22 protein-coding genes are annotated in these 20,872 nt (G+C 42.1%); 9 read left to right on the top strand and 13 right to left on the bottom strand.

Annotated elements, in window-relative coordinates; genetic code table 11:
* The first annotated feature begins 24 nt into the window (after positions 1-24).
* A complete protein-coding gene (locus BJP34_RS02530; protein ID WP_070390978.1) occupies positions 25-771 on the top strand; it encodes a metallophosphoesterase family protein in 747 nt (248 codons plus the stop codon).
* 61 nt (positions 772-832) lie between these two features.
* Here BJP34_RS02530 and BJP34_RS02525 read toward each other — a convergent pair whose 3' ends face one another.
* Positions 833-1,744, bottom strand: coding sequence for a M48 family metallopeptidase (locus BJP34_RS02525; RefSeq protein WP_070390977.1), 912 nt, complete (start codon positions 1,742-1,744; stop codon positions 833-835).
* Between the two features lie 437 nt (positions 1,745-2,181).
* Between BJP34_RS02525 and BJP34_RS02520 the strand changes: the two genes are divergently transcribed.
* Positions 2,182-2,703 (top strand): DUF4330 domain-containing protein, encoded by a 522-nt coding sequence (locus BJP34_RS02520; RefSeq protein ID WP_070390976.1) that lies wholly within the window; start codon positions 2,182-2,184, stop codon positions 2,701-2,703.
* Between the two features lie 80 nt (positions 2,704-2,783).
* On the opposite strand, the gene BJP34_RS02515 is transcribed toward BJP34_RS02520, so the two are convergent.
* On the bottom strand, positions 2,784-3,332 hold the full coding sequence (locus BJP34_RS02515; protein WP_149030750.1) for a hypothetical protein: 549 nt from the start codon (positions 3,330-3,332) through the stop codon (positions 2,784-2,786).
* 26 nt (positions 3,333-3,358) lie between these two features.
* Between BJP34_RS02515 and BJP34_RS02510 the strand changes: the two genes are divergently transcribed.
* Positions 3,359-4,027, top strand: coding sequence for a polysaccharide deacetylase family protein (locus BJP34_RS02510; protein ID WP_070390975.1), 669 nt, complete (start codon positions 3,359-3,361; stop codon positions 4,025-4,027).
* Positions 4,028-4,955: 928 nt separating this feature from the next.
* On the top strand, positions 4,956-6,077 hold the full coding sequence (gene rpoD, locus BJP34_RS02505; protein WP_070390974.1) for an RNA polymerase sigma factor RpoD: 1,122 nt from the start codon (positions 4,956-4,958) through the stop codon (positions 6,075-6,077).
* 423 nt (positions 6,078-6,500) lie between these two features.
* On the opposite strand, the gene BJP34_RS02500 is transcribed toward rpoD, so the two are convergent.
* Positions 6,501-6,653, bottom strand: a complete 153-nt coding sequence (locus BJP34_RS02500; RefSeq protein ID WP_070390973.1) for a chlorophyll a/b-binding protein — start codon at positions 6,651-6,653, stop codon at positions 6,501-6,503.
* Between the two features lie 169 nt (positions 6,654-6,822).
* Here BJP34_RS02500 and BJP34_RS02495 point away from each other — a divergent pair, with 169 nt between their 5' ends.
* A complete protein-coding gene (locus BJP34_RS02495; protein WP_070390972.1) occupies positions 6,823-7,410 on the top strand; it encodes a peroxiredoxin in 588 nt (195 codons plus the stop codon).
* A 143-nt stretch (positions 7,411-7,553) separates the two neighbouring features.
* On the opposite strand, the gene BJP34_RS02490 is transcribed toward BJP34_RS02495, so the two are convergent.
* From BJP34_RS02490 to BJP34_RS42110, 3 genes are all read right to left on the bottom strand, one after another.
* Positions 7,554-8,339, bottom strand: a complete 786-nt coding sequence (locus BJP34_RS02490) for a hypothetical protein (protein WP_149030749.1) — start codon at positions 8,337-8,339, stop codon at positions 7,554-7,556.
* A gap of 422 nt (positions 8,340-8,761) precedes the next feature.
* On the bottom strand, positions 8,762-9,814 hold the full coding sequence (gene lpxD, locus BJP34_RS02485) for a UDP-3-O-(3-hydroxymyristoyl)glucosamine N-acyltransferase (protein ID WP_070390970.1): 1,053 nt from the start codon (positions 9,812-9,814) through the stop codon (positions 8,762-8,764).
* Positions 9,815-10,632: 818 nt separating this feature from the next.
* The gene (locus BJP34_RS42110; protein WP_158069363.1) at positions 10,633-10,773 is read right to left on the bottom strand and encodes a hypothetical protein; all 141 of its coding nucleotides are present in this window, start codon (positions 10,771-10,773) and stop codon (positions 10,633-10,635) included.
* 771 nt (positions 10,774-11,544) lie between these two features.
* Here BJP34_RS42110 and clpP point away from each other — a divergent pair.
* The 3 genes from clpP (at position 11,545) to BJP34_RS02470 (ending at position 13,188) form a co-directional block, all read left to right on the top strand.
* Positions 11,545-12,147: an ATP-dependent Clp endopeptidase proteolytic subunit ClpP gene (gene clpP / locus BJP34_RS02475; RefSeq protein WP_070390968.1), complete on the top strand. Its 603-nt coding sequence runs from the start codon at positions 11,545-11,547 to the stop codon at positions 12,145-12,147.
* 39 nt (positions 12,148-12,186) lie between these two features.
* On the top strand, positions 12,187-12,336 hold the full coding sequence (locus tag BJP34_RS42105; protein WP_158516951.1) for a hypothetical protein: 150 nt from the start codon (positions 12,187-12,189) through the stop codon (positions 12,334-12,336).
* Positions 12,337-12,723: 387 nt separating this feature from the next.
* Positions 12,724-13,188, top strand: coding sequence for an NUDIX domain-containing protein (locus BJP34_RS02470; protein ID WP_070390967.1), 465 nt, complete (start codon positions 12,724-12,726; stop codon positions 13,186-13,188).
* 92 nt (positions 13,189-13,280) lie between these two features.
* Here the strand turns inward: BJP34_RS02470 and folK are convergent, their stop codons facing one another.
* From folK to BJP34_RS35870, 3 genes are all read right to left on the bottom strand, one after another.
* Complete coding sequence (gene folK, locus BJP34_RS02465) at positions 13,281-13,823, bottom strand: 2-amino-4-hydroxy-6-hydroxymethyldihydropteridine diphosphokinase (protein WP_070390966.1); 543 nt, start codon at positions 13,821-13,823, stop codon at positions 13,281-13,283.
* 101 nt (positions 13,824-13,924) lie between these two features.
* Positions 13,925-14,050 carry a hypothetical protein gene (locus BJP34_RS48260; protein WP_267876461.1) on the bottom strand — a complete coding sequence of 42 codons (126 nt, stop codon included), beginning with the start codon at positions 14,048-14,050 and terminating at the stop codon, positions 13,925-13,927.
* 161 nt (positions 14,051-14,211) lie between these two features.
* Positions 14,212-14,379 (bottom strand): transposase, encoded by a 168-nt coding sequence (locus tag BJP34_RS35870; RefSeq protein WP_149030748.1) that lies wholly within the window; start codon positions 14,377-14,379, stop codon positions 14,212-14,214.
* A gap of 158 nt (positions 14,380-14,537) precedes the next feature.
* On the opposite strand from BJP34_RS35870, the gene BJP34_RS02460 reads away from it, so the two are divergent.
* A complete protein-coding gene (locus BJP34_RS02460; protein WP_070390965.1) occupies positions 14,538-15,278 on the top strand; it encodes an SDR family NAD(P)-dependent oxidoreductase in 741 nt (246 codons plus the stop codon).
* Positions 15,279-15,587: 309 nt separating this feature from the next.
* On the opposite strand, the gene BJP34_RS02455 is transcribed toward BJP34_RS02460, so the two are convergent.
* From BJP34_RS02455 to BJP34_RS02440, 4 genes are all read right to left on the bottom strand, one after another.
* Positions 15,588-16,475, bottom strand: coding sequence for a glycosyltransferase family 2 protein (locus tag BJP34_RS02455; RefSeq protein ID WP_070390964.1), 888 nt, complete (start codon positions 16,473-16,475; stop codon positions 15,588-15,590).
* Positions 16,476-16,911: 436 nt separating this feature from the next.
* Positions 16,912-17,742, bottom strand: a complete 831-nt coding sequence (locus BJP34_RS02450) for an ABC transporter permease (RefSeq protein WP_070390963.1) — start codon at positions 17,740-17,742, stop codon at positions 16,912-16,914.
* Between the two features lie 121 nt (positions 17,743-17,863).
* Complete coding sequence (locus BJP34_RS02445; RefSeq protein ID WP_070390962.1) at positions 17,864-18,622, bottom strand: ABC transporter ATP-binding protein; 759 nt, start codon at positions 18,620-18,622, stop codon at positions 17,864-17,866.
* 412 nt (positions 18,623-19,034) lie between these two features.
* Positions 19,035-20,087 (bottom strand): ABC transporter substrate-binding protein, encoded by a 1,053-nt coding sequence (locus BJP34_RS02440; protein WP_070390961.1) that lies wholly within the window; start codon positions 20,085-20,087, stop codon positions 19,035-19,037.
* Positions 20,088-20,872: the final 785 nt, after the last annotated feature.

Here is a 20,872-nt window from a genome sequence, read left to right as displayed (position 1 = left end):
AATTAAATTTGGATAAGTAAAGTAATGACCCACCGTCGTATTGTTATCGGTGACGTTCATGGTCACTATAATCCTCTTATGGCCTTATTGGATGCGATCGCACCCACTAGTGACGACACCGTTTATTTTCTCGGAGACTTGATTGATCGAGGACCGATGAGTTCTCAGGTTGTGGAATTTGTCAAGCAAAACGCTCACCCCTGTTTATTAGGTAATCATGAGCTGATGTTACTAGAAATTATCGGTAACAATTCAGTACCTAACTCAACACGACAAGCCTGGCTCTATAGTGGTGGTGAAACTACTATCAACAGCTATGGCGGAAAAGTCTCTCAAGATCATCTAGATTGGATAAAAACACTGCCAACCTACATTGATTTAGGAGATACCTGGCTAGTTCATGCCGGGGTTAATCCTCGCATGACCATCGAGGAGCAAACCGTTGAGCAATTTTGTTGGATTCGGGATGAATTTCACAGCATGCGTGAACCTTACTTTCTCGACAAGCTGATCATCACGGGTCACACCATGACTTTTACCTTACCAGGAGTGGCTCCCGGTACCATAGCCCAAGGTTGTGGTTGGCTAGATATAGACACTGGTGCTTATCATCCCAAAAGTGGTTGGATGACGGGTCTAGACATTACCAATAATCTTGTTTATCAAGTTAACGTCTTTCGGGGTTATGTTCGCCAATTCCCCTTGGAAGAAGCCGTGACCAAGATAGAGCCTAGTAAAATATGCCGACGTCAAGTGTTGAGTACCTCTTAACGGTGATATAGGTTAACAAAAAGACTATTGAGCAAGCTTTCTGCTCTTGAGCTAGCTGTGCTTATCTGAGCACTCGCCCTCCACGACCTGTTGTCCTTTTGAGGGCAGCTTTTTTCTGGTTGCGGACGACTGCACGAGTTTTGTTTTTGTAAGCCCGATTGTTTAATCCATCACCAACATAGGCACGATTTGAATCGATAGACTGCTCCAAGGAATCAATTCGGTCTGCTGTTGACGGATGAGTACTCAAAAACCCTGGAATAAAGCCTCTTTGCTTGAGGAGTTTTTTCATAAAGTCTACTGATCCTATCGGAGCATAGCCTGCTTGTTTTAAGTTCTTGATACCTAGTTCATCAGCTTCAAATTCATGCTGACGACTGTTGGGACGACGTAGTGCTAATTCCACACCCAGATTAACCATCGTGTTGCTATCAACTCCAGCCGCTTCTGCTAAACCTCTAGCGATCGCGGCTTGCTTAATTTGCTGGATACTATGACGACCTACAATATGACCAATCTCATGAGCCATCACACTTGCCAGTTGAGCTTCATTGTCTGCTGCTGCGATTAAACCCGTGTTAATATAAACAAATCCTCCCATGGTAGCGAAGGCATTAATATTACCATCATCAACCACCTGAAATGTATAGTTAATATTTGGGCGTTCGCTCCTTTTAGCTAGTCGCTGACCAATTTGATCAACATAGCGATTAATTTCCCGATTGCGATAGAGCTTAAATTGCTTGCCAACAAGTTGCTGATTAATTTGCTGACCAATTTGGACTTCCTGTTGATCAGACATATTAGATAACTGGATAATCTGAATACCACGCAATAGCAGCTCTAACCAGGGAACCCCTTGGGCGATCTGGGCTGTTCCCACCACCAGAGTCAGGGATAGAAGGATGCTGATTAACGGATACAACAAATGACGTCGATAACGGGAGTAAATCGATAATATATTGCTGAACATAGCAAAATTATGAATTATTAAATCGAAAAGAGATTATTTTAGCTATTATCCCTTGTTCCAGTGGAAAAAGGGTTTGCAGCCATGGCTTGCTGTAGAGGAGCCTTGTCTTTAACATCATAAGTCAACTCTCTACTAGGAGTTGTCTGCCATAATTACTGACCAGTAGCATTCCTCGTTATGGTTGAACCCCAAATAGGGTAATATGTTCCACAGACGAACCTGGTGTTTGTTATTCTCACTCACCAGTTATGGATAACTTTAATTATAGGTATTAGTTATGAGGTATTAGGTACATCAAAAGCAGTTTACAGCCGACCTGCTTTAAGAGGAGCGCTTTATAACTAGGTTAGAACCCCCTTAGCCATTCAACCTAGAGCCAGCGAACCTTAAGGAGTTATCTTTACACTATACAATTTGCACAAAAACACCTAACCAATATGGCTATTTTGGATTCTAAAGGACGTTTGTTTGGCAAGGTGAGCATTATCGACTTCGGTGCTGCCTTGGTGATTTTGTTGGTAGTTGTAGGAATTTTCTTCTTTCCTGGTGACTCTGGTTCCGTTGCCCAACTCAATAGCACCAAACCGGTAGAAGTAGATGTTATTGTCCGGGGGTTAAGCTTGCTTGAACCAGAGGTGTTGGTTAATCAGTTGGAGGAGACCAAGAAGACTAATATTGTGATTCGTAAGCAACCCTATGGTCAGGTTGACGTCAAATCCGTCAAAATTCTGCGTAGAAGTGTCCTGGTGCCACAACCAGATGGCTCTATCAAAGAACTACCAGATCCCAGACCTAGCTTTTATGGGATTAATATGTTACTCACCTTAGGTGGTAAAGCAACAATCACCAAAGATGGAGTAGTCCTAGGCAATAGCAAGATTAAAATTGGTACTCCGGTAGAGTTAGAAGGTAGAGATTATAACTTCAACGCCAGTGTGATTAATGTCAGAGTCAATTAATCACGAGTGATGGGGTGAATTGAACTAAGAATTGATGCCATACACCCCACCATCGCGCACACGCAAGGGAGGGCTTGAGATCATTTAGTATCAGCTTTTTCCACCGAAGCATCATTGATTCCCAGGGTAAGCCTTAGAGGTTTCCGGTAAGGATAGGCTCTAGCAACTTGCCGGTAAACGTCATAGTTAGTAGGTAGTGTAACTGTCTGTGCCCCCTCTTTATAGGTGATATTGTATTTAACTGTACGCAACAGCTCTGGCTTGCTAGGCTTATGATGAAGTGGCTGACGCTGTTCTACCTCATCAATAGTTGGTTTTGGTGGGACAACTGGCCACCATAACCCCTTGTCATCAGGTCCTGTTACAGCACCTTCTGGTTTCTCACCATTGCGGTTGACTACGGACTTGGAAGCAAACTCCTCAACATCGGGATCTCTATCAGTTGTTGAATTAATAGAATACTCAACTCGCCAGGTTAAGGTGGTAAGTGCTGTAGCTTCATACTCAGTAATAATCACAGTGTTACAACTGCTAAGCACTACTGCTACACAAAAGCCGATCAACATCAAGATAATCTGGCGACGCCGCAACATGCGATCAAGTAGGACATGGAAACTAGTCAAATTCACTCCACCCCATCCAAACTTACGACTAAATGCAATTTGCTCCGCTATACCCTATTCTGTACCAAATTCTCAAACCTGCCTTTCCCAATTGCCTGTGGTCAGGAGCAACGGATTCACCAGCGATCGCACTGACCTTCGATGATGGACCCCATCCACACTACACTCCCAAGTTACTGCAAGTCTTAGACCGCTACCAAGTCAGAGCCAGTTTTTTCTGGTTGGGCGTTTGCGTAAACCAAGCCCCCAGTGTCGCCAGAGATGTTTACCAACAAGGTCACTGGTTGGGACTCCATGGATATTACCATCAGTCTTTTCCCTTTCTAAAACGCGATGCCCTTAAGCAGAGTTTGCTCCTTACCCAAGACGCGATCGCTCAAGCTTGTCAGATTCACCCAGACAAGGTAAAAGATGTTCGTCCCCCTAACGGATTATTTACGCCCCGAACCTTGAATATACTGCACCAGTGGAACTATAGATCAGTAATGTGGAGTGTTGTCCCAGAAGACTGGAAACGTCCTGGTGTCAGTATAATCGTGGAGCGAGTCCTAAAGCAGGTTCAAAACGGTTCCCTGATCGTCTTACATGATGGTTATTATGGAGGACAAGATGTGGTTGAAACTACGGCTGAGTTAATTCCTCAGCTATTGCACCAAGGTTACAACTTTGTTAGTATTAACCAGCTATGGCAGGAAAATTAGTAGTGCATGTTAATTGACTTACGGTTTTCTCGCTCACTGCACCGTAAACTCCTAGAAAAACTGCTTTGCTAGACGCTTCCGGTTTTCCATCTCCGGAACTCCTGTAGTGAACTACTCGGGTTCAATTCCCTAATGTATATACTTCATATAGAGTATAATATCGAGCTTGACGCTATATGTAGTGCTCAGCTAATCTGATAAATTTTAAAAAGAATGAGCAAAACGTAAAAATTGAAATTAGAAATTAAAATAATGATCAACCACTAGCTCTATCGGACGAGGAGAGTTGCTTCCCCTACCCAATGTTGAGATCGTCTTTCTCTGGAGTATTTCCGATGCCCTGGTTCACCATTCTCTTACGCAGGAATAGGGAATTAGGAGCTGGTTAAATGAACTGACTTGGCAGTACTTTCACTTAGGGTCTTACTACATTGGTTAGGTTTATGTGTTACAAGAGTAATGCAAAATAATCATTACCTAGACCCAGAGCTTGTCAATGGTTATCATACAGGACAAGTTAATTAACGTAGTGAAGTCCAACTGTCTGTCTGTCGGGTTTTATAGAACATTAGTACTAAAATAGTGACTATATTCTAGGCATAAGGGAAAGTGGGTACTTATTGCTACACTTTCTCAAAGCTTTTGACCAGATAAATAAGCTAAATTTTTCAGATAAACACTAGAGCAAAATTTTGTAAATAAGGCTACAATCAAAAAGTCTTCCCAAAATTCAGTATTAACACTTAAATGGATAGTAGATTCACTGCAAGTTAAGTCCAAGGAAATAGAGTCGATCTAATTCCTACGGCTGAAGCGATTCGACCCACCATAGGGTGCAACAAACAAGGTTCTCACTGACTAAGCTATCTTAAGTAGATCAACGGACATCATCTACTGGTCTGAAACTGAAGGAGCATGAGGAAAAAACATGACCCAGGCAAATGAATTACTCGCAACAATCGCTCAACCTCAGAGCGATTTAGAAGTCTTGATTGAGGATGACGTGAACCGAGATGATTTGGTGGACGCTCAACCGGATGAGGAGAATACTAAGCCTGGTAAGGGGCGATCTAACCGTCGCCGAACCCAAAGCAAAAAGAAGCACTATACAGAAGATTCAATTCGCCTCTATTTGCAGGAAATTGGCAGGATTCGTCTACTCAGAGCTGATGAAGAAATTGAATTAGCCCGTAAAATTGCTGATTTATTGGAATTAGAACGAGTGCGGGAGCGCTTGTCTGATGAGTTAGAGCGGGAACCTGGAGATCGGGAATGGGCAACAGAGGTCGATATGGAGCTGCCAGCTTTCCGTTACCGCTTACACGTCGGTCGGCGGGCTAAGGAAAAAATGGTGCAGTCTAACCTCCGTTTGGTGGTTTCCATCGCCAAAAAATACATGAATCGAGGACTCTCATTCCAAGACTTGATTCAAGAAGGTTCTCTAGGTTTAATCCGGGCTGCGGAAAAATTTGACCACGAAAAAGGCTACAAGTTTTCCACCTATGCTACCTGGTGGATTCGTCAAGCTATTACTCGTGCTATTGCTGACCAGTCCCGGACTATCCGCTTACCCGTTCACCTTTATGAAACCATCTCGCGGATCAAGAAAACTACTAAACTCCTTTCTCAAGAAATGGGTCGCAAGCCCACAGAAGAGGAAATTGCAGATCGGATGGAAATGACCATCGAGAAGTTGCGATTCATTGCCAAATCAGCTCAACTTCCCATCTCCTTAGAAACACCTATTGGTAAAGAAGAAGACTCTCGCTTGGGAGACTTTATTGAAGCCGATGGTGAAACCCCAGAAGATCAGGTTTCCAAAAATCTACTCCGGGAAGATCTAGAAAGTGTCCTTGATACCCTTAGTCCCCGGGAACGTGACGTACTGCGTCTACGCTATGGATTAGATGATGGACGGATGAAGACTTTGGAAGAAATTGGCCAAATCTTTAACGTGACGCGGGAACGGATTCGACAAATTGAAGCTAAAGCCCTTCGCAAACTACGCCATCCAAATCGCAATAGCATTCTCAAGGAATATATCCGATAGAAAACCCTGCTGCTTGATAGCAATCAGGGTTTTCTGTTATCGCTGTATCTACTGGGTGGGGAATAGGGAGTCACTATGAAGTCTGGTTAATCACATATAATACGGTTGGTGCCATGCATGTTAATTGTCAATTGACACCTAACAACTTTTAATTTTCAATTTTCACTTGGCTATCAACCAAACATGATAAGTATTCAAACAGGCATTGTATCACATTCCTTACCCCAATTCCTATCCAGAAATCAGTTCCGGTGCGCTTTCCCTTTGAAGAATTAAATTACCGGGTCGCACCGTTTTGGTATTTTAGCTGACATTCCGTAGAACAAACTATGGAATCAGCTAAAAACACATAAGAAAGCTGGAGTTCAACACTAGAACTCCAGCTATTTATTGAGATTGACAAATTTAACTAACTATTGGGAACTACATTAAGCCCAAAAAGTGTAGTACACCTTGACCAGTAATATATTCTGTGACTAAAGCAGCGATGAAACCGATCATAGCTAGACGACCATTTAAGTTTTCTGCTTTAGAGGTGAAACCGAACTTGGCTTCGTTAGACTCTTGATTGGACATTGTTCTTTGCTCCGCTAATTTACTCTGTGTAGCCCGTTTATATTAAAAAATGTAACAAATTCTTGGCTAAATGTCAATTATCTGCATAGCCAACCGGGATGAATTGTGTATAAAGTCTTAGTTCATCAATGATGTAAACTTATGTGAAGCATAATTTCCTGTTTTCATCATGATCTCTCGTCGCGCATTTCTCAGCAGTCTGTTGGCTAGCTTTATCGTTTTGCTAGCTTGGATAAATTTTCCCAACCCTGCCCATGCTCTCGGTGGCAAACAACTTCCTCTCAATAAACCCGCACCCGAGTTCACCCTACCAACTAATACTGGTAAGGGTCAGGTGTCCCTCTCGGATTATCAAGGTCATTGGGTTGTACTTTATTTCTATCCCAAAGACTTTACTAGTGGTTGCACCTTGGAAGCTCAGCGATTTCAGCAAGATTTGCCCAAATACATAAAGAGAAATGTGCAGATCCTAGGGGTGAGCGTGGATGATGTCGATTCTCACGCCGAGTTTTGTGACTCAGAGGGTTTACAGTTCCCACTTTTAGCTGACACCGATGGCTCTGTCAGCAAGGCTTATGGTTCTTGGTTAGGTATTATGTCCCTACGCCATACCTATATCATTGATCCAGAAGGAATTCTACGGAAAATATTCCTTGGTGTAAGACCAGCAATTCATAGCACCGAAGTACTGGCTAGCCTGGATGAGTTAATTTCTACTCCTTGGTGGGTTGATTTCCCACTAAGGATTAAGCTTTAACAAGATTGATGCCCTGAGGAGGTCTAATCTCTGGTCTAATCTCTGGTCTAATATCTCTGGTCTAATATCTATAGATAGAGTTTAACCAAATCAACTCATTTCTAGATATAGCTCTACATATAGCTTGAGTGCCTAAGTCCTATTTAAGCTTGCTTAAAGGAGGCTACTGAAAGCAGACTGAGTACTGAAGCCGGATCATCAACAGTAGCGCTGGTTAGCTGAACATTGTCAATGATTAGTCCAGACTGAGTTTGATTACTCAATTCATTCACAACACCAAAGCCTAGGCTGTAGGTTCCAGGTGTAGTGAAGGTATGAGTAAATGTTTTAAATCCGGTTTGGTGGTAAAAGTTGTTCGGTGCTTGACTAAAAACTCCTAGGATGGGGTTAGCTAATTCATATACAATTTGGGACTTGGGAGAACTAAGGCAAACGAAAGCGAAGTCGGCAACAATAGCCTGATCTCCCACGTCTTCATTGGTGAGAAAATTCCAATCAAAGGTTAAGGTATCACCAAGACCAGGGGTAATAATTTGTTGGATAGCAGCACCTCTGACTACCTTGCTAGAAGTACCAAATATGCCAACGGTGTCTAAAATTTTCTGGGCAATACAATCGAGAGTTCCTGTGGACAGGTATAAAAACTCTTCCAGTTTAGAGGCTGATGGGGCTTTTGGCTGACCTGTTCTGGTGACTTCGGTATTGCTAGTTCTGAGTAAAAGTTGCTTTTCTCCCTCTGTTGGAGTAATGCCAAAACTAGCTCTTTTGATCCCACCTGGTCCTAGCTTTTGCCACCCTTTGAGTCCTTCTTCAAAGCCACCATTAACTAGTTTAACTGGTTGCTCAGCACTAGAAAAACTAGACGAATCAACCAGATAGTTAATTTCTTTTCTCAAGGTGGACTGTTTTGGCATTTGAGACGTGGACATAAAATTAATTTTTCTAGAACGCTAAAAGTTGAAACGACGATGATTCCAGAAAAATCAGAGGCAATATTAACTTTTGACATGAGCACCAACCGTATTAACACCCTGATTAATCTGATCAGTTTGATGATCGTCTAATGAATCATCAACGTATTGTGTAAATTTTTACACGGTTGTTTCATTAAAAGTCAATGTATCTAGGTAATCTTTACCAACTATTTATATTTGGAGATTTATTCATTAAGTTTCCGAGAAGAAACGATTAACTATAACCTTGACAAATTCAGATTTTTATCTCTCCATAAGCTAATCTCAAATATGAATATTTTGGAAAGGGGTCTGTTCAAGTAAGCTTAATTACTTACTGTTCCGAAATCAGAGCAAAAGGCACAGCAAAGATTGGTCAGTTTTTTTACTTTTGTTATTTATTTTTTATATTTAAGGTTTCGTTCAAGTTGCTTCAAGATTTTATACATTTCTGGAAGCCGATTGTAGATGGCAGATATTTTTAGCCAGAGTTTGTTGGAAATAGCAGGATAGCCAGACACTACACTTCCGGGTTCTACATCTTTGTGGATTCCAGATTTAGCGGTCACAATTGCTCCATCCCCAACATTCACTTGATTCGCAATTCCTACCTGACCTGCCAGCAGCACTTGATTACCCACTTTGACTCCTCCAGATAATCCGACTTGGGCTGCCAAGGCACAGTTTTGTCCCACCTCCGAGCCGTGACCAATATGTACCAAATTATCTAATTTAGTGTTGCGTCCAATCCGAGTTTCCCCAACCGCTGGACGGTCAATAGTGCTGTTACAGCCAACTTCAACCCCATCTTCTAAGACCGTGTAGCCAGACTGTTGCATTTTATACCACCCTTGGGGGGTTGGCACAAAGCCAAACCCTTCAGCACCAATGACTGCACCACTATGAATTACACAATCGTTACCAATGTGGCTCCGTTCATGAATAGTGCAGTTGGCATGTAAGACAGTGCGATCGCCTATGTCTACTTCAGGATATATTACTACATTAGGATGGATACAAACCTGATTGCCAATCTTTACCCCTGCTAAAATTACGACGTTGGGTCCAATATAGACATCATTTCCTAACTGAGCATCTGGGTCAATCACTGCACTGGGGTGGATGACTGGTTCTGGTTGAAAAGGTTGATAGAAACATGCGATCGCATGAGCAAATAGTAATCTCGGTTCAGATGTCCCTACCCAAGCAATACCTCTTTCTGTCGCTTTTGCCTGTAATCCTTCATCCAGAGACAAAATTAAGGCACTCGCCTGGGTTTTTTCTACCATGTGGGCAAACTTGGGTCCCTCAATATAACTGAGAGTGCCTGGGGTGGCTTTATCGATGGGAGCAACTCCGGTAATTTCAGGGTTAAGCTCTGTATCGCTATTCAGGCTATGGCACAAAGACGCTGTATTACCCAGGTTTTCTATTAAAAGACTAAATTTCATGGCTCGGCAATGGGTGGGTGTGGAATTTGACCAAAATTTTGGGTTTCAAGCCTGGCCTTGGCCAAAAGGCCACGCGGGGCGCGTTTGGCCACGCTACGCTAACGCCCATAAGCGGGGGACTTTTAGTGTATAATATGTTTAAGTGTGTAGAAAGCGCACAGGCAGGATTCGTCGGTACTGCCCTATTTAATAACGAGCGTAATGCGCATGCTAGTACACGAAGCGCGAAAAACCTCCCCGGTGCGCTTGACCTATTAAGAATTAAATTCGCCACGGGTCGCACCGCTAAAACGCATGGATCTGCCACGGATACCGAACACCAGTAAAATACAGTTTCGTGCATATTTTTAGCTGTCCGGCAAAAGAAGCCCCACACCTAATGCATAGCATTAGGTGTGGGGCTTCTTTTGCACAGGGTATTATAAAATTGCTATAATATATTTACTGATAAACAAAGCCGAAAATGCTGGTTTGTCAGACACCTACGTTCCTTAAAAATAGAACTTATTGTATTGTTCCGGCGCGGAGGGGCATCCCGTGTCGTTAATAAAGCTTGCCGAGTATCCGAACCGTTGGGTGGAGTTGGCAAGAAGCCTACACGCTCACTCGTTCGCGGAGCGGCTCTGTAAGAGCAGAGTTAGTGTAGGAGTATGTCACTTAGATTGGGTTTTCCTGGGGATTAACTTATTCCATCACTCCGATTGCCCTTGGATGATTGAGTCATTAGTCTACAAGTTTCTTAGTTCCATCCATAGATGGAACTAATTAAGACCTCGAAAGTTTAATGACTAATGACTAATCAATCATGTCTGGTGGTGCTATAGTAAAGTTGATAAAACTTTTGGGGTTTCCTGTAACTGTGGTAAACCATCAGACTGTTGAGGATCTGGTGGACTAATACTAACTAGTAAGTTAAGCAATATTGTGATAGTAAGCGCCTGAAAAACTTTCTTAAACACGAGCCACACTCCTCATTCCTAATATTTAGTCTTGGTGAAACAATCGGAAACGATGCTAGTTAACTGAGATACGAACTTTCTAAAAATTGATACACCCGTGAAGGGAATTAACTCTACCAGTTTATTTAAGCAACCATATAAGTGCCAAGTTATATGTTCCGCCTCAGTGACTGGCACAGTGCAAAGGGTTGATCCTAAATCATTCTGTGTAATTTAATAGATTAGGGGTAGCCGAGATTAGAACCAAAGCAAGAGTTTGCTAGTCGCTACAATGTAAAGAAAAACCAATCTAGCAGCCACCTTGGGTCAGCCCCCCACTCTTGCCTAGACAGCACTCCCTAGCCTAGTCAAGCAAGATAGCTGACCAGCCTAAGACCTGCTGTACGTTATGGGAAGTCTACGTTATCGGCAAGGGTGAAAGTTCCTACCTTAGGATGGAATGCCAGTCCGAAGCTGATTAACCAGATCCTTAAACAGTCCTACAAGGGGTAAGACAGTGCCATCTGAAGAATGAAGAATTTAAAATTCTAAATTCGCGCATTCTAAATTCGCGCATTCTAAATTCTGAGAGGATAGTACCTACCGATAACAAGCCGCGAGGCAAACATGAGGTTCTGCTTCGATAGGCTATGAAGGCTGTTAACAGGAACGGGTATGAACTGCATCTGTTCTCCCCACATTAGCTCCAAGACGGTTTTAACCGCCCTTTTCCTTTGTTTTTCCTCCCCAGTCGCCCATACACGGGGTTTGCAAATTTCACGCTTATTTTTTATGATTCCTACAGTTATCGAGCAATCCGGTCGTGGCGAACGTGCCTTTGACATTTACTCTCGTTTGTTGCGAGAGCGCATTGTATTCCTCGGACAACAGGTTGATTCTGACTTAGCTAACTTAGTGGTTGCCCAATTACTCTTTCTAGAAGCCGATGACCAGGAAAAAGATATTTACCTGTACATCAACTCTCCTGGCGGTTCAGTGACTGCGGGCATGGGCATTTTCGATACGATGAATCAAGTTGCTCCGGACGTATGCACTATCTGTGTTGGACTAGCAGCTAGTATGGGGGCTTTCTTACTCAGTGCTGGTGCTAAGGGTAAACGCATGAGCTTGCCTCACTCCCGGATTATGATTCATCAGCCACTGGGAGGAGCACAGGGACAGGCAAGCGATATAGAAATCCAAGCAAAAGAAATCCTGTACCACAAGCAGCAGCTAAACAATTATTTAGCAGAACATACCGGTCAGCCACTGGAAAAGATTCAGGAGGATACCGAGCGGGATTTCTTTATGTCAGCGACTGAGGCTAAGGACTATGGTTTAATCGACCAGGTCATTGAGCGACGTCCCATAGCAACCCCTCTCCCAACACAATAATGTCTTAGTTGACACTCCCTGCTCGCCCATAGACGGGGAGTGTCAACTAAGACGTTAGTTTGGGGAGATACTACAGCGATCGCTAACCAAGTCCGGAGTATTACTGAAGTGACTCCCGAAATTAACAATCGGCAGTTAATCACCTACCGTAAGCGCTTATGTTGTCAGGGATTTCTGTTATTTCCCTAGTAGTTGGCGGTATTGGTGTGATGAATATGATCTTAACCTGAGTTCGATGACAGAAATTCAGAAGTTTTGACTCCAATCCATGAGACAGTAGTCAGGAGTCAGGATAAGAATTCATAATTATTGGTTATAATACAGAATTTAACGTCGTTAAATAGCTTATTATATTATCTTAAAAAATTGATTTTATCAATGATTATAACTCATGGCTTCTGGCTCGAAGCTCCTTAAATCTACCAACACCTGAGTTCTATCGAAATCACGTTGAATAGTTAAAAGTTATGAGACAATTTTAGCCATAAGCAATCGTGGTTTTCTGGTAATAGGAAACTAATTTAAAATCTATCGATGTGTTACATAAGACTGGGGAAGGAGCAGCTAAGCAAAGCGATGCCAAATAAAAGCACACCAAATAAAAGCACAATTAAACCAGTATCCGTGCAGAAGCAGTTTCCCTTGACTACTGTAGGGGCACTTGTTGTCAATCCTAGTAGACAAGTCTTAATTGTCAAAACTACTAAGTGGAAGGGTTTATGGGGTGTACCGGGAGGTAAAGTAGAATGGGGCGAAACCCTAGAATCGGCACTTCTAAGGGAGTTTCGAGAAGAAGTTGGTCTAGAGTTAACCCAAGTGAGCTTTGGGTTGTTACAAGAAGCGGTGCTAGACTCTAACTTTGTCCGAGAAGCCCACTTCATTATGGTCAACTACTATGCATTCTCTGCTAGCGAAACGATAACGCCCAACGAAGAAATTGAGGAATGGGTATGGGTTACTCCCCAACAGGCAATGGAGTATCCCCTCAATACCTATACTCGCGTGTTGATTGAGGATTATCTGCAAAGGCAACTTGATTAAGTCTGCCACATATAGAATTTTTATTTGGCAATATTGCCTCAATTAATCCTAGATAGATTTTATTGATTTTTGTAGGTTTCTCAGAGCAGCAATTACTTGGTAAAACCTACTAGCGAAGTATCAGACAACAACTTAACTCCAGAACAGTCTAGCTTTTGAACGAGTTGGAAAATACTCTGTCCCGAGACTGGTTCTACCCAATCAGGAGCAATTTCTACCAAGGGAACTAGCACAAAAGCTCTCTGTCTCATACGCGGGTGAGGGATTTGGAGCTCAGGTGTCTGTAGAATCAAATCATCAAATAAAAGTAAATCTAGGTCTAGGGTTCGTGGTCCCCAATGTTCCTGACGGACTCTACCAAACTCTTGTTCAATTCCTAGCAGAGTCTCTAGCAATTTCTGGGGACTTAGTTGCACTTCCAAAAGGGCACAACCATTGATATAATCAGCTTGTGGGGGTCCAACTGGTGCAGTTTTATACCAACTAGAACACAATTTTACGGTAACGCCTAGGGTTTGGTCGAGTTTTCTGAGGGCAGCTTCTAGAATGGCACGAGAGTCACCCAGGTTACTGCCAAGAGCGATCGCGCTAAATGAAAGCTTTGTGGTTACCAATTTTCCAGAGTTATAGACCATCGATCTTCATCGGTTGACACAGCAGCTTTAGACCACGCCTCAATGGGACTGAGTATCACTTATGTTGCATTGACGAGAAGATTCACCCTTCCCAAAGTGGTTTAACCCATTACCTGTTCTATTGTATTGGGGTTTTTGACACTCCCCATGCCTAGAAGGCTGGGGATTCTAGTTTCAAGTACGTTTCTGGCAACGCCGTTACGGGAAGCGTCTCTTGGTGTGTTCATTCCTTTTTATTGTTACTCAATGATGCTTGGGACCATAAACTTCACGAGCTTTTTTCGTACCCGATAACCCCTTCTTCTTTTTGCAAATTTTTCATTGGAAGCCTTTAATATCTTTCTTGGCTGTATTATGGCTTTTCAGGTATTTGGAAAATCCATATTCACTACATAATTGAGTATTGTAAGTGGTGTTGCTTTTTCTTAGCAACACGGGGATGGTCGAGCCAGTATCTAAGTACTTTATTGCGCACAAATTGAGATGTCCGAATAGCTTCATTTATTGCTTTAGCTTGAGTTTTTTTGACTACAGCCTTGTATGCCAGTACCAACATGCTTGCTTTACCTCCTTGTTTGTGTTAACTTACTCATGATATACCTTATGCACTTCACAGTGCGGAAGGTAAATTAGAAACTTGGGGCTTGTGGTCTCCTGTTTTTGGTCAGAAAGCTTGTTTTCTGGTTTGATAATAGAAATCATCTAAGTAACACAATGGACTTAAGGGGAAAAGTGGCCCTTATAACTGGGGGTGGCATTCGGGTAGGGCGTGCTCTTGTTATCGCTCTTGCTAAAGCTGGGTGCGATGTCTTTATTCATTACGGACGCTCTGCTGATGCAGCTGCTGAAGTCAAAGCCGAAGCAGAGTCCTTGGGAGTGCGAGCTATTACCTACTCCGCTAATCTCGCCGACCCCGTGGCCACAGACACTATTATCCCTCAAGCAGTTGAAACCTTTGGAAAAATCGACATCCTGATTAATAGCGCTTCTATCTTCCCAGAAGAAGATCTATTTGCCCAGACTGATGTCGCTTTGTGGGATAAAATTTTTGCCATTAACCTTCGTGCCCCCTTCCAACTCAGTCAAGAGTTTGCCAAGCAACTTCCCCAAAATAGGAATGGCAAAATTATTAATATTAACGATGCTGGTATTGCCAAGCCAGATACTAACCATTTTGCCTATCGAATTACTAAACGGGGATTGTGGGATATGACAAAAATTATGGCATTGGAATTAGCCCCCCGCATTACAGTAAATGGTTTAGCGCTGGGACAAATTCTCGAACCTCCAGGGGACCCAGACCCTCAAGCTTTTATGGAAAATTATGCCCGTAAGTTTATTCCATTAAAAATCCCTGGAAATACCAAAGTAGTAACGGACAGCGCCCTGTTTTTACTCGAACAAGATTTTCTAACGGGTAGCACGATTACGCTGGATGGTGGTCAATATATTTAGTTAATATATTATTTAGTTAAATAGCTGGCGGGGCGATCGCCTCTGTATTTTTAACTGTATTTTTAACCATAGCCACGTTCTCAGTGAGTTGGGGTGGCAGAAATTTTTAAGGGGATGGCACCTGAACTTGATGGGGAAAAGGGATGGTTCCGTTTTCTCCATAATGACTGATACAACTACTAATCAAGTTATGGAAAAATTCCTGAACCATCTTAACTATAAAATCCTATTAAAAGATATAATATTTTACGCGATTGCGTATGGGTTTGTCAAGCTTCCCCATTGCATTGAGAATTAGGAATTGAGAAATTACAATTGTTCCATTTCCAATTCAGACTTGAGCCAGTCAGCATGTCCGTTCTCGGTCATATCGAGAAATTCCTCAAGATTTTGGCAGCGTCCTGACTGCATATACTGACGGAACACGCGATTGAGGCGTAGATTTTGGGAGAACTCCTCTGTGGCTGCGCTGCGGATATCTTCAGTAAGATCAAGTTCCCCAGCATCCAGCAGTGCCAGAATTTTATGATAGGCTAGTTGAGCAGTTTCAAAAGCTGTCGCTGATTGCGTGATAGAATTCTGACGCTTGTAGTATTGGTAAAGGGGCTGAGGATGGATTGCTATCTTTCCAACTCGGCTTAACAGCTCAAGATTGAACATAACGTCGGCAGCAAAGGGAACTTTAGTCCAACCTCGACCCAAAAATTTCCGGCGGAAAACTGGGAAAAAAGGCACACGAGGTTTGAGGATGTCGTCCGCCGTAGCAAAGGTAACCGTGGTGCGATCGCGGAATGGACACTTGTACATAATTAGGTCAGTGTTGTACACGCCAGTGTTGTCGATTGCAGCACCATAGGTCATGGCCAGAGGAACCATTTCTGCTAGACGGTTTGGTTCATAGGCATCATCAGCATCTAGGTTGGCAATCACCTCCCCAGTAGAAATTGCTACCGCTGTGTTGCGGGCGGGACCTTCTCCACTGCCACACCCCCCTGTAAATGCTTGTTTCAATCGCGGATCGTTAATACCTTGGCGAGATAGCAAGGATAAGTAGTCTACTCCATCGTCCGAACCGATCGCCACCTCCCAGTTTGAATAGGTCTGTCCTATAAGGCTTTTGATAGCTTGTGCGATTGTATTTTCCGCTTGGTATGCTGGAATGATAATGCTGACTAGGGGTTTATTTTTCTCAGGCATAGTTCTGTGACTCTATCGAAATCGAATCGCTGAAAAGATTAAGGTTTATAGCTGGTTCCTTATTAATTATCACTATTCTCAAGGGGTGACAACAAAGCTCAAACCTAGGCAGGTGTTAGGTTTTAGGTTTTAGGTTTTGGGTTTAATGAGCGCGACTCGTGTTGTTGTATTTCCCAGCAGTTGAAGCAATTTTCACCAATCCAACTGCATAGATAAGCACCATTACAAAATTAATTTCCTACTACCAATCTCTGTAACCCTTACATCGTAAGGCTTTGAGTTTTGGAAAATGTGTAATTAATTTTGTGCACCTGCTTAGTTTTAATCAACTACTACGCCATGACGATGTTCACGCTTCACCTAACCCCTAAAACCTAACCCCTGTAAGATTTTAAAGAGCGCTTGTCACCCCGTGAGATCACTATTAATTATCAGATCAATTATCTCTTCTGAGAGAACTTTCATGCCATTGCCCCAGAACCAAGTTGGATAAGGTGGTCAAGAGTACAAAAATCAAAATACCTAGACTACTAATCATAAACAAAGCAGCAAACATCCGGGGAATTTCGAGATTGTAGCCAGCAATTAGCATTTGATAAGCAATTCCTGAATTAGCACCGCCTGTACCGGCAACAAACTCAGCTACTACTGCTCCGATTAAGGCTAATCCACCACTGATACGTAATGCAGCTAAAAAATAGGGTAAAGCACTTGGTAGTCGCAGATACAGCATTGTCTGCCAGCGAGATGCTTTGTAAAGCCGGAACAGGTCACTTAAGTTGGAATCGATACTATTTAAACCAAACGTCGTATTAGAAATAATCGGAAAGAATGCTACAATCCAAGCACAAATTACCAAAGCAGCGAAGGTATTGTTCCTCAGCCAAATAATAATTAAAGGCGCGATCGCAGCAATAGGCATTGTTTGCAGAACTACTGCATAGGGATATAAGCTTTTTTCAATCCACTTACTCTGAGCCATTAACATGGCAATTAGCAAGCCTGAAACTGCTGCTGTTATAAAGGCCGCTACAGTGATTTTTATGGTGATCAGCAATGGCTGAAATAAACTGTTCCAGTCCCTAATTAATACCTTGATAATTAGCAAAGGACCTGGTAATATGTAGGAGGGCGTACTAGTCACTCGAACAGATATATCCCACACCAGAAACACCAGGATTCCCACTGCCACAGGGGCTATAATATCGATAGACAGCAAATGGTTCAGTTTTAGCTTTCCCAGAACCAAGGCTTTATTTTTTTTCATAAAATTCTTAGATACCGTTTAATATAGCTATCAAATTATAGCTGTCAAATTTATAGTCATATTTTTGATAATCATAATTTATCAGTTATGTCTAAATAATAATCTAATAATTTATAAATTATCACTCATAATTCATCCCTTTTGACAACTGCTCAGCCACCTTCTGACAATATTTGGTATAAACTAAGGATGTACGAAACTGTTCGTTACGTGGTGATGGTTCATCAATAGTTATATCCGCCACTACTCGACCTGGACGAGCTGCCATTACTACCACCCGATTGGATAGATATACGGCTTCATAAATATTGTGAGTCACAAAAACCACAGTCCAGTGTTTTTTACTCCACAAATCAAGTAACTCCAGGTTAAGCTTAGTACGAGTGATATCATCCAAGGCTCCAAACGGCTCATCCATCAGCAATACCTTGGGAGAAGTAACAAGAGCTCTGGCAATAGAGACTCGCATTTTCATGCCACCGGATAGTTGACGGGGATAGGATTGGGCAAAACTTTCCAGTCCAACTAATTGGAGCGCTTCTTTAATAGCATGATCAGCAACTTTTTTAGAGACCCTAGCCAATTTAAGAGGCAATCGCACATTTCCCATTACCGTTGCCCAAGGCATTAGTGCTGCTTCTTGGAAGACAAAAGCTATCTCCTTTTGGTGGGCGCGATCGCTCCATTCTATGTTTCCCGAACTCATAGTGCTTAGTCCAGCAATGATGCGTAGCAGGGTACTCTTACCACATCCCGATGGTCCAACCAGACTAATGAATTCAGACTTATTGATGTTGAGATTTAGATCTTTTAGGGCTACAGTACCATTGTCAAAAGTTTTATTGACATGGGTAAGAGAAATAGCTGGTTTTTGGTTCATCTATTGTCAGTTATTAGCAATAGACTTCTTGCAGAAGTCGGAAGTAACAGGTAACAGCGGAAAAAAATTTATAAAAACAGTATCATAAAACTACTTTTGCAAGAGGTATAATCATTGCTTAAGAATCGGTTAATATTTGAACTTATCAATCTGGCTTGGCAAGACTAGATATAAATTAATGTATAATAACAATATCTAATTAACTTGGATATTAACATGTATAGCAATTCTACAACTTGTGAGGTACAAATTTCTGGTTTTTAGGGAGCAGGGAGCAGGGAGCAGGGAGCAGGGAAGAGGGAAGAGGGAAGAGGGAAGAGGGAAGAGGGAAGAGGGAAGAGGGAAGAAGTAAAAAATAATGTGTACCTCATGAGTCCTAGAAACGCTATATATAACTAATATATAATGTTAACTAATTTTTTTTATAAAAATCTACTCCTTTATTGACAAATTCCAAGGTGTAGGCTTGTTTGTAATCAGTCTTTGCATCAAGTACACCAACCGTAACTAACTGATTGAACAAACTTTCCCAACGTTCATCGGTCATTGCCCCAATGCCAAGTTTTTCGGCATCGCCAGAGATGATAATACCATAGTCTTTAAGCTTATCCAGACCATAGGCAATGAGGTCATCCTTCATCTCTGGATTATCTTTTTTGATCAGCTCATTGGCTGGTTCGGGATTCTCTAGATAGCTATACCATCCTTTGATTGATGCATCAACAAATCGCTGCACCAGATCGGGGTTAGTTTCAACGAGTTTCTTCGTGGTTTCAATGGTGAAAGTATAGGGATTATAACCAGCCTCTGCTAAGGATAATATATTGGGCTTAAAGCCTCCTTCTTTTTCTATAATGTATGGTTCAGAGGTCAAAATCCCCTGTTGGGCTGAATTTTTATCTACTAAGAAAGGGCTAACATTGAAGTTGTAGGGGCGTTTCTGGTCATCTGTAAAACCGTATTTTGCCTTGAGTAGGGGCCAATAGGTTGTGATGGCTCCAGGAGCCACAAAAATCGGTTTACCTTTTAATTGTGCCAGAGAGTCATTGCCTACCCCTGGATGAGCCAATAGAATTCGTATTTCTTTTTGGAAGATACTTGCTACAGTAATTTTGGGAATACCTTGTTGCACTGCTCTAATAGCATCAACAGCCTGTCCCATACTTAAATCAACTACTCCCCCCAGTAATAATTGGGTGGGATTGCTCTGAGGACCTGTTGGTTGTATAATAACATCTAGGTCATAGTTTTGATAAATTCCAGTAGCGGCAGCCTGATAAAAACCACCGTATTCTGCTTCAGCTTTCCACCCCAAAGCAAATTTTATTTTATCTAATTTACCTTTTTTTTCTGTAGTTAATGGTGTAGAGGTTTGATTAGTACAAGCTGCCAAAACACTACTACCAAGAGTGATGGAGCTAAGTTTAAGTAATTGGCGACGCTTAATTTTATAGATTTCTTTCATATAAAACTTCAACCGGCTAGAGCAGTAATTGAGATGATCTGGTTGTGGTGGTTTGAAATGGTGCAGCTTTAGGCAAACTAGAACGGTCTGGTAGGGAAAAACCTTGAGTTTGGTATAGGTTCGCGATTAGCAGCTTCTATGATAGTGCGTAATTTACCTAAGTTACTACCGATAGCGATCGCATTAAGCTGGTACTCACTAAGCTGTACTCACTAAGCTGTACTCACTAAGCTGGTACTTTGTACTTGCCATTTTTTCTAAGCTGACTATTACTTTGGCGTTTAAACCCCAACAAACACACCGATAGAAATAATACCATACTCGCTCTAATTAATTAAATATAATCATATAGAAATATACTAATATTACAGTAGCCATGGCTTTTAAGCTAACACCCATCTAAATTGAATCTGTTCATCTTATGAAACAAACCATGAAACCCTCTCCCCACCTCCATTTCCCCATCTCCCCATCAGCCTCAACCCAAAAATTAAGTACGTGACAGCTTAGGCAGGGGATTGAGGTAGGTTCTGGACGAAAGAGGGAGTTACAATGAACGTGACGGTTTTTTCTGACAGCCATGAGGAGTTATTAAGAAAATGGAAGTAAAACTGGTTTTAGTGGTACTAACAATTGCTTTTACTGCTTTGTGCCTGTTTTTTGGGACTAAGAACGGATTTTATGATTCAGACGATTATCACGGCAACGGCTCTGCACACTAAGCTTCCAGTATTTACTTTAGCGGTCAGCTGCTGAGCTTTCAAAAAGCCTTCATCGTTTAGCCT

The sequence above is a fragment of the Moorena producens PAL-8-15-08-1 genome (assembly GCF_001767235.1).
GTDB classification, from domain to species: Bacteria; Cyanobacteriota; Cyanobacteriia; order Cyanobacteriales; family Coleofasciculaceae; genus Moorena; species Moorena producens_A.
Note: the sequence above shows the minus strand (reverse complement) of the source record. Positions and strands in the feature narration are given on the sequence as shown.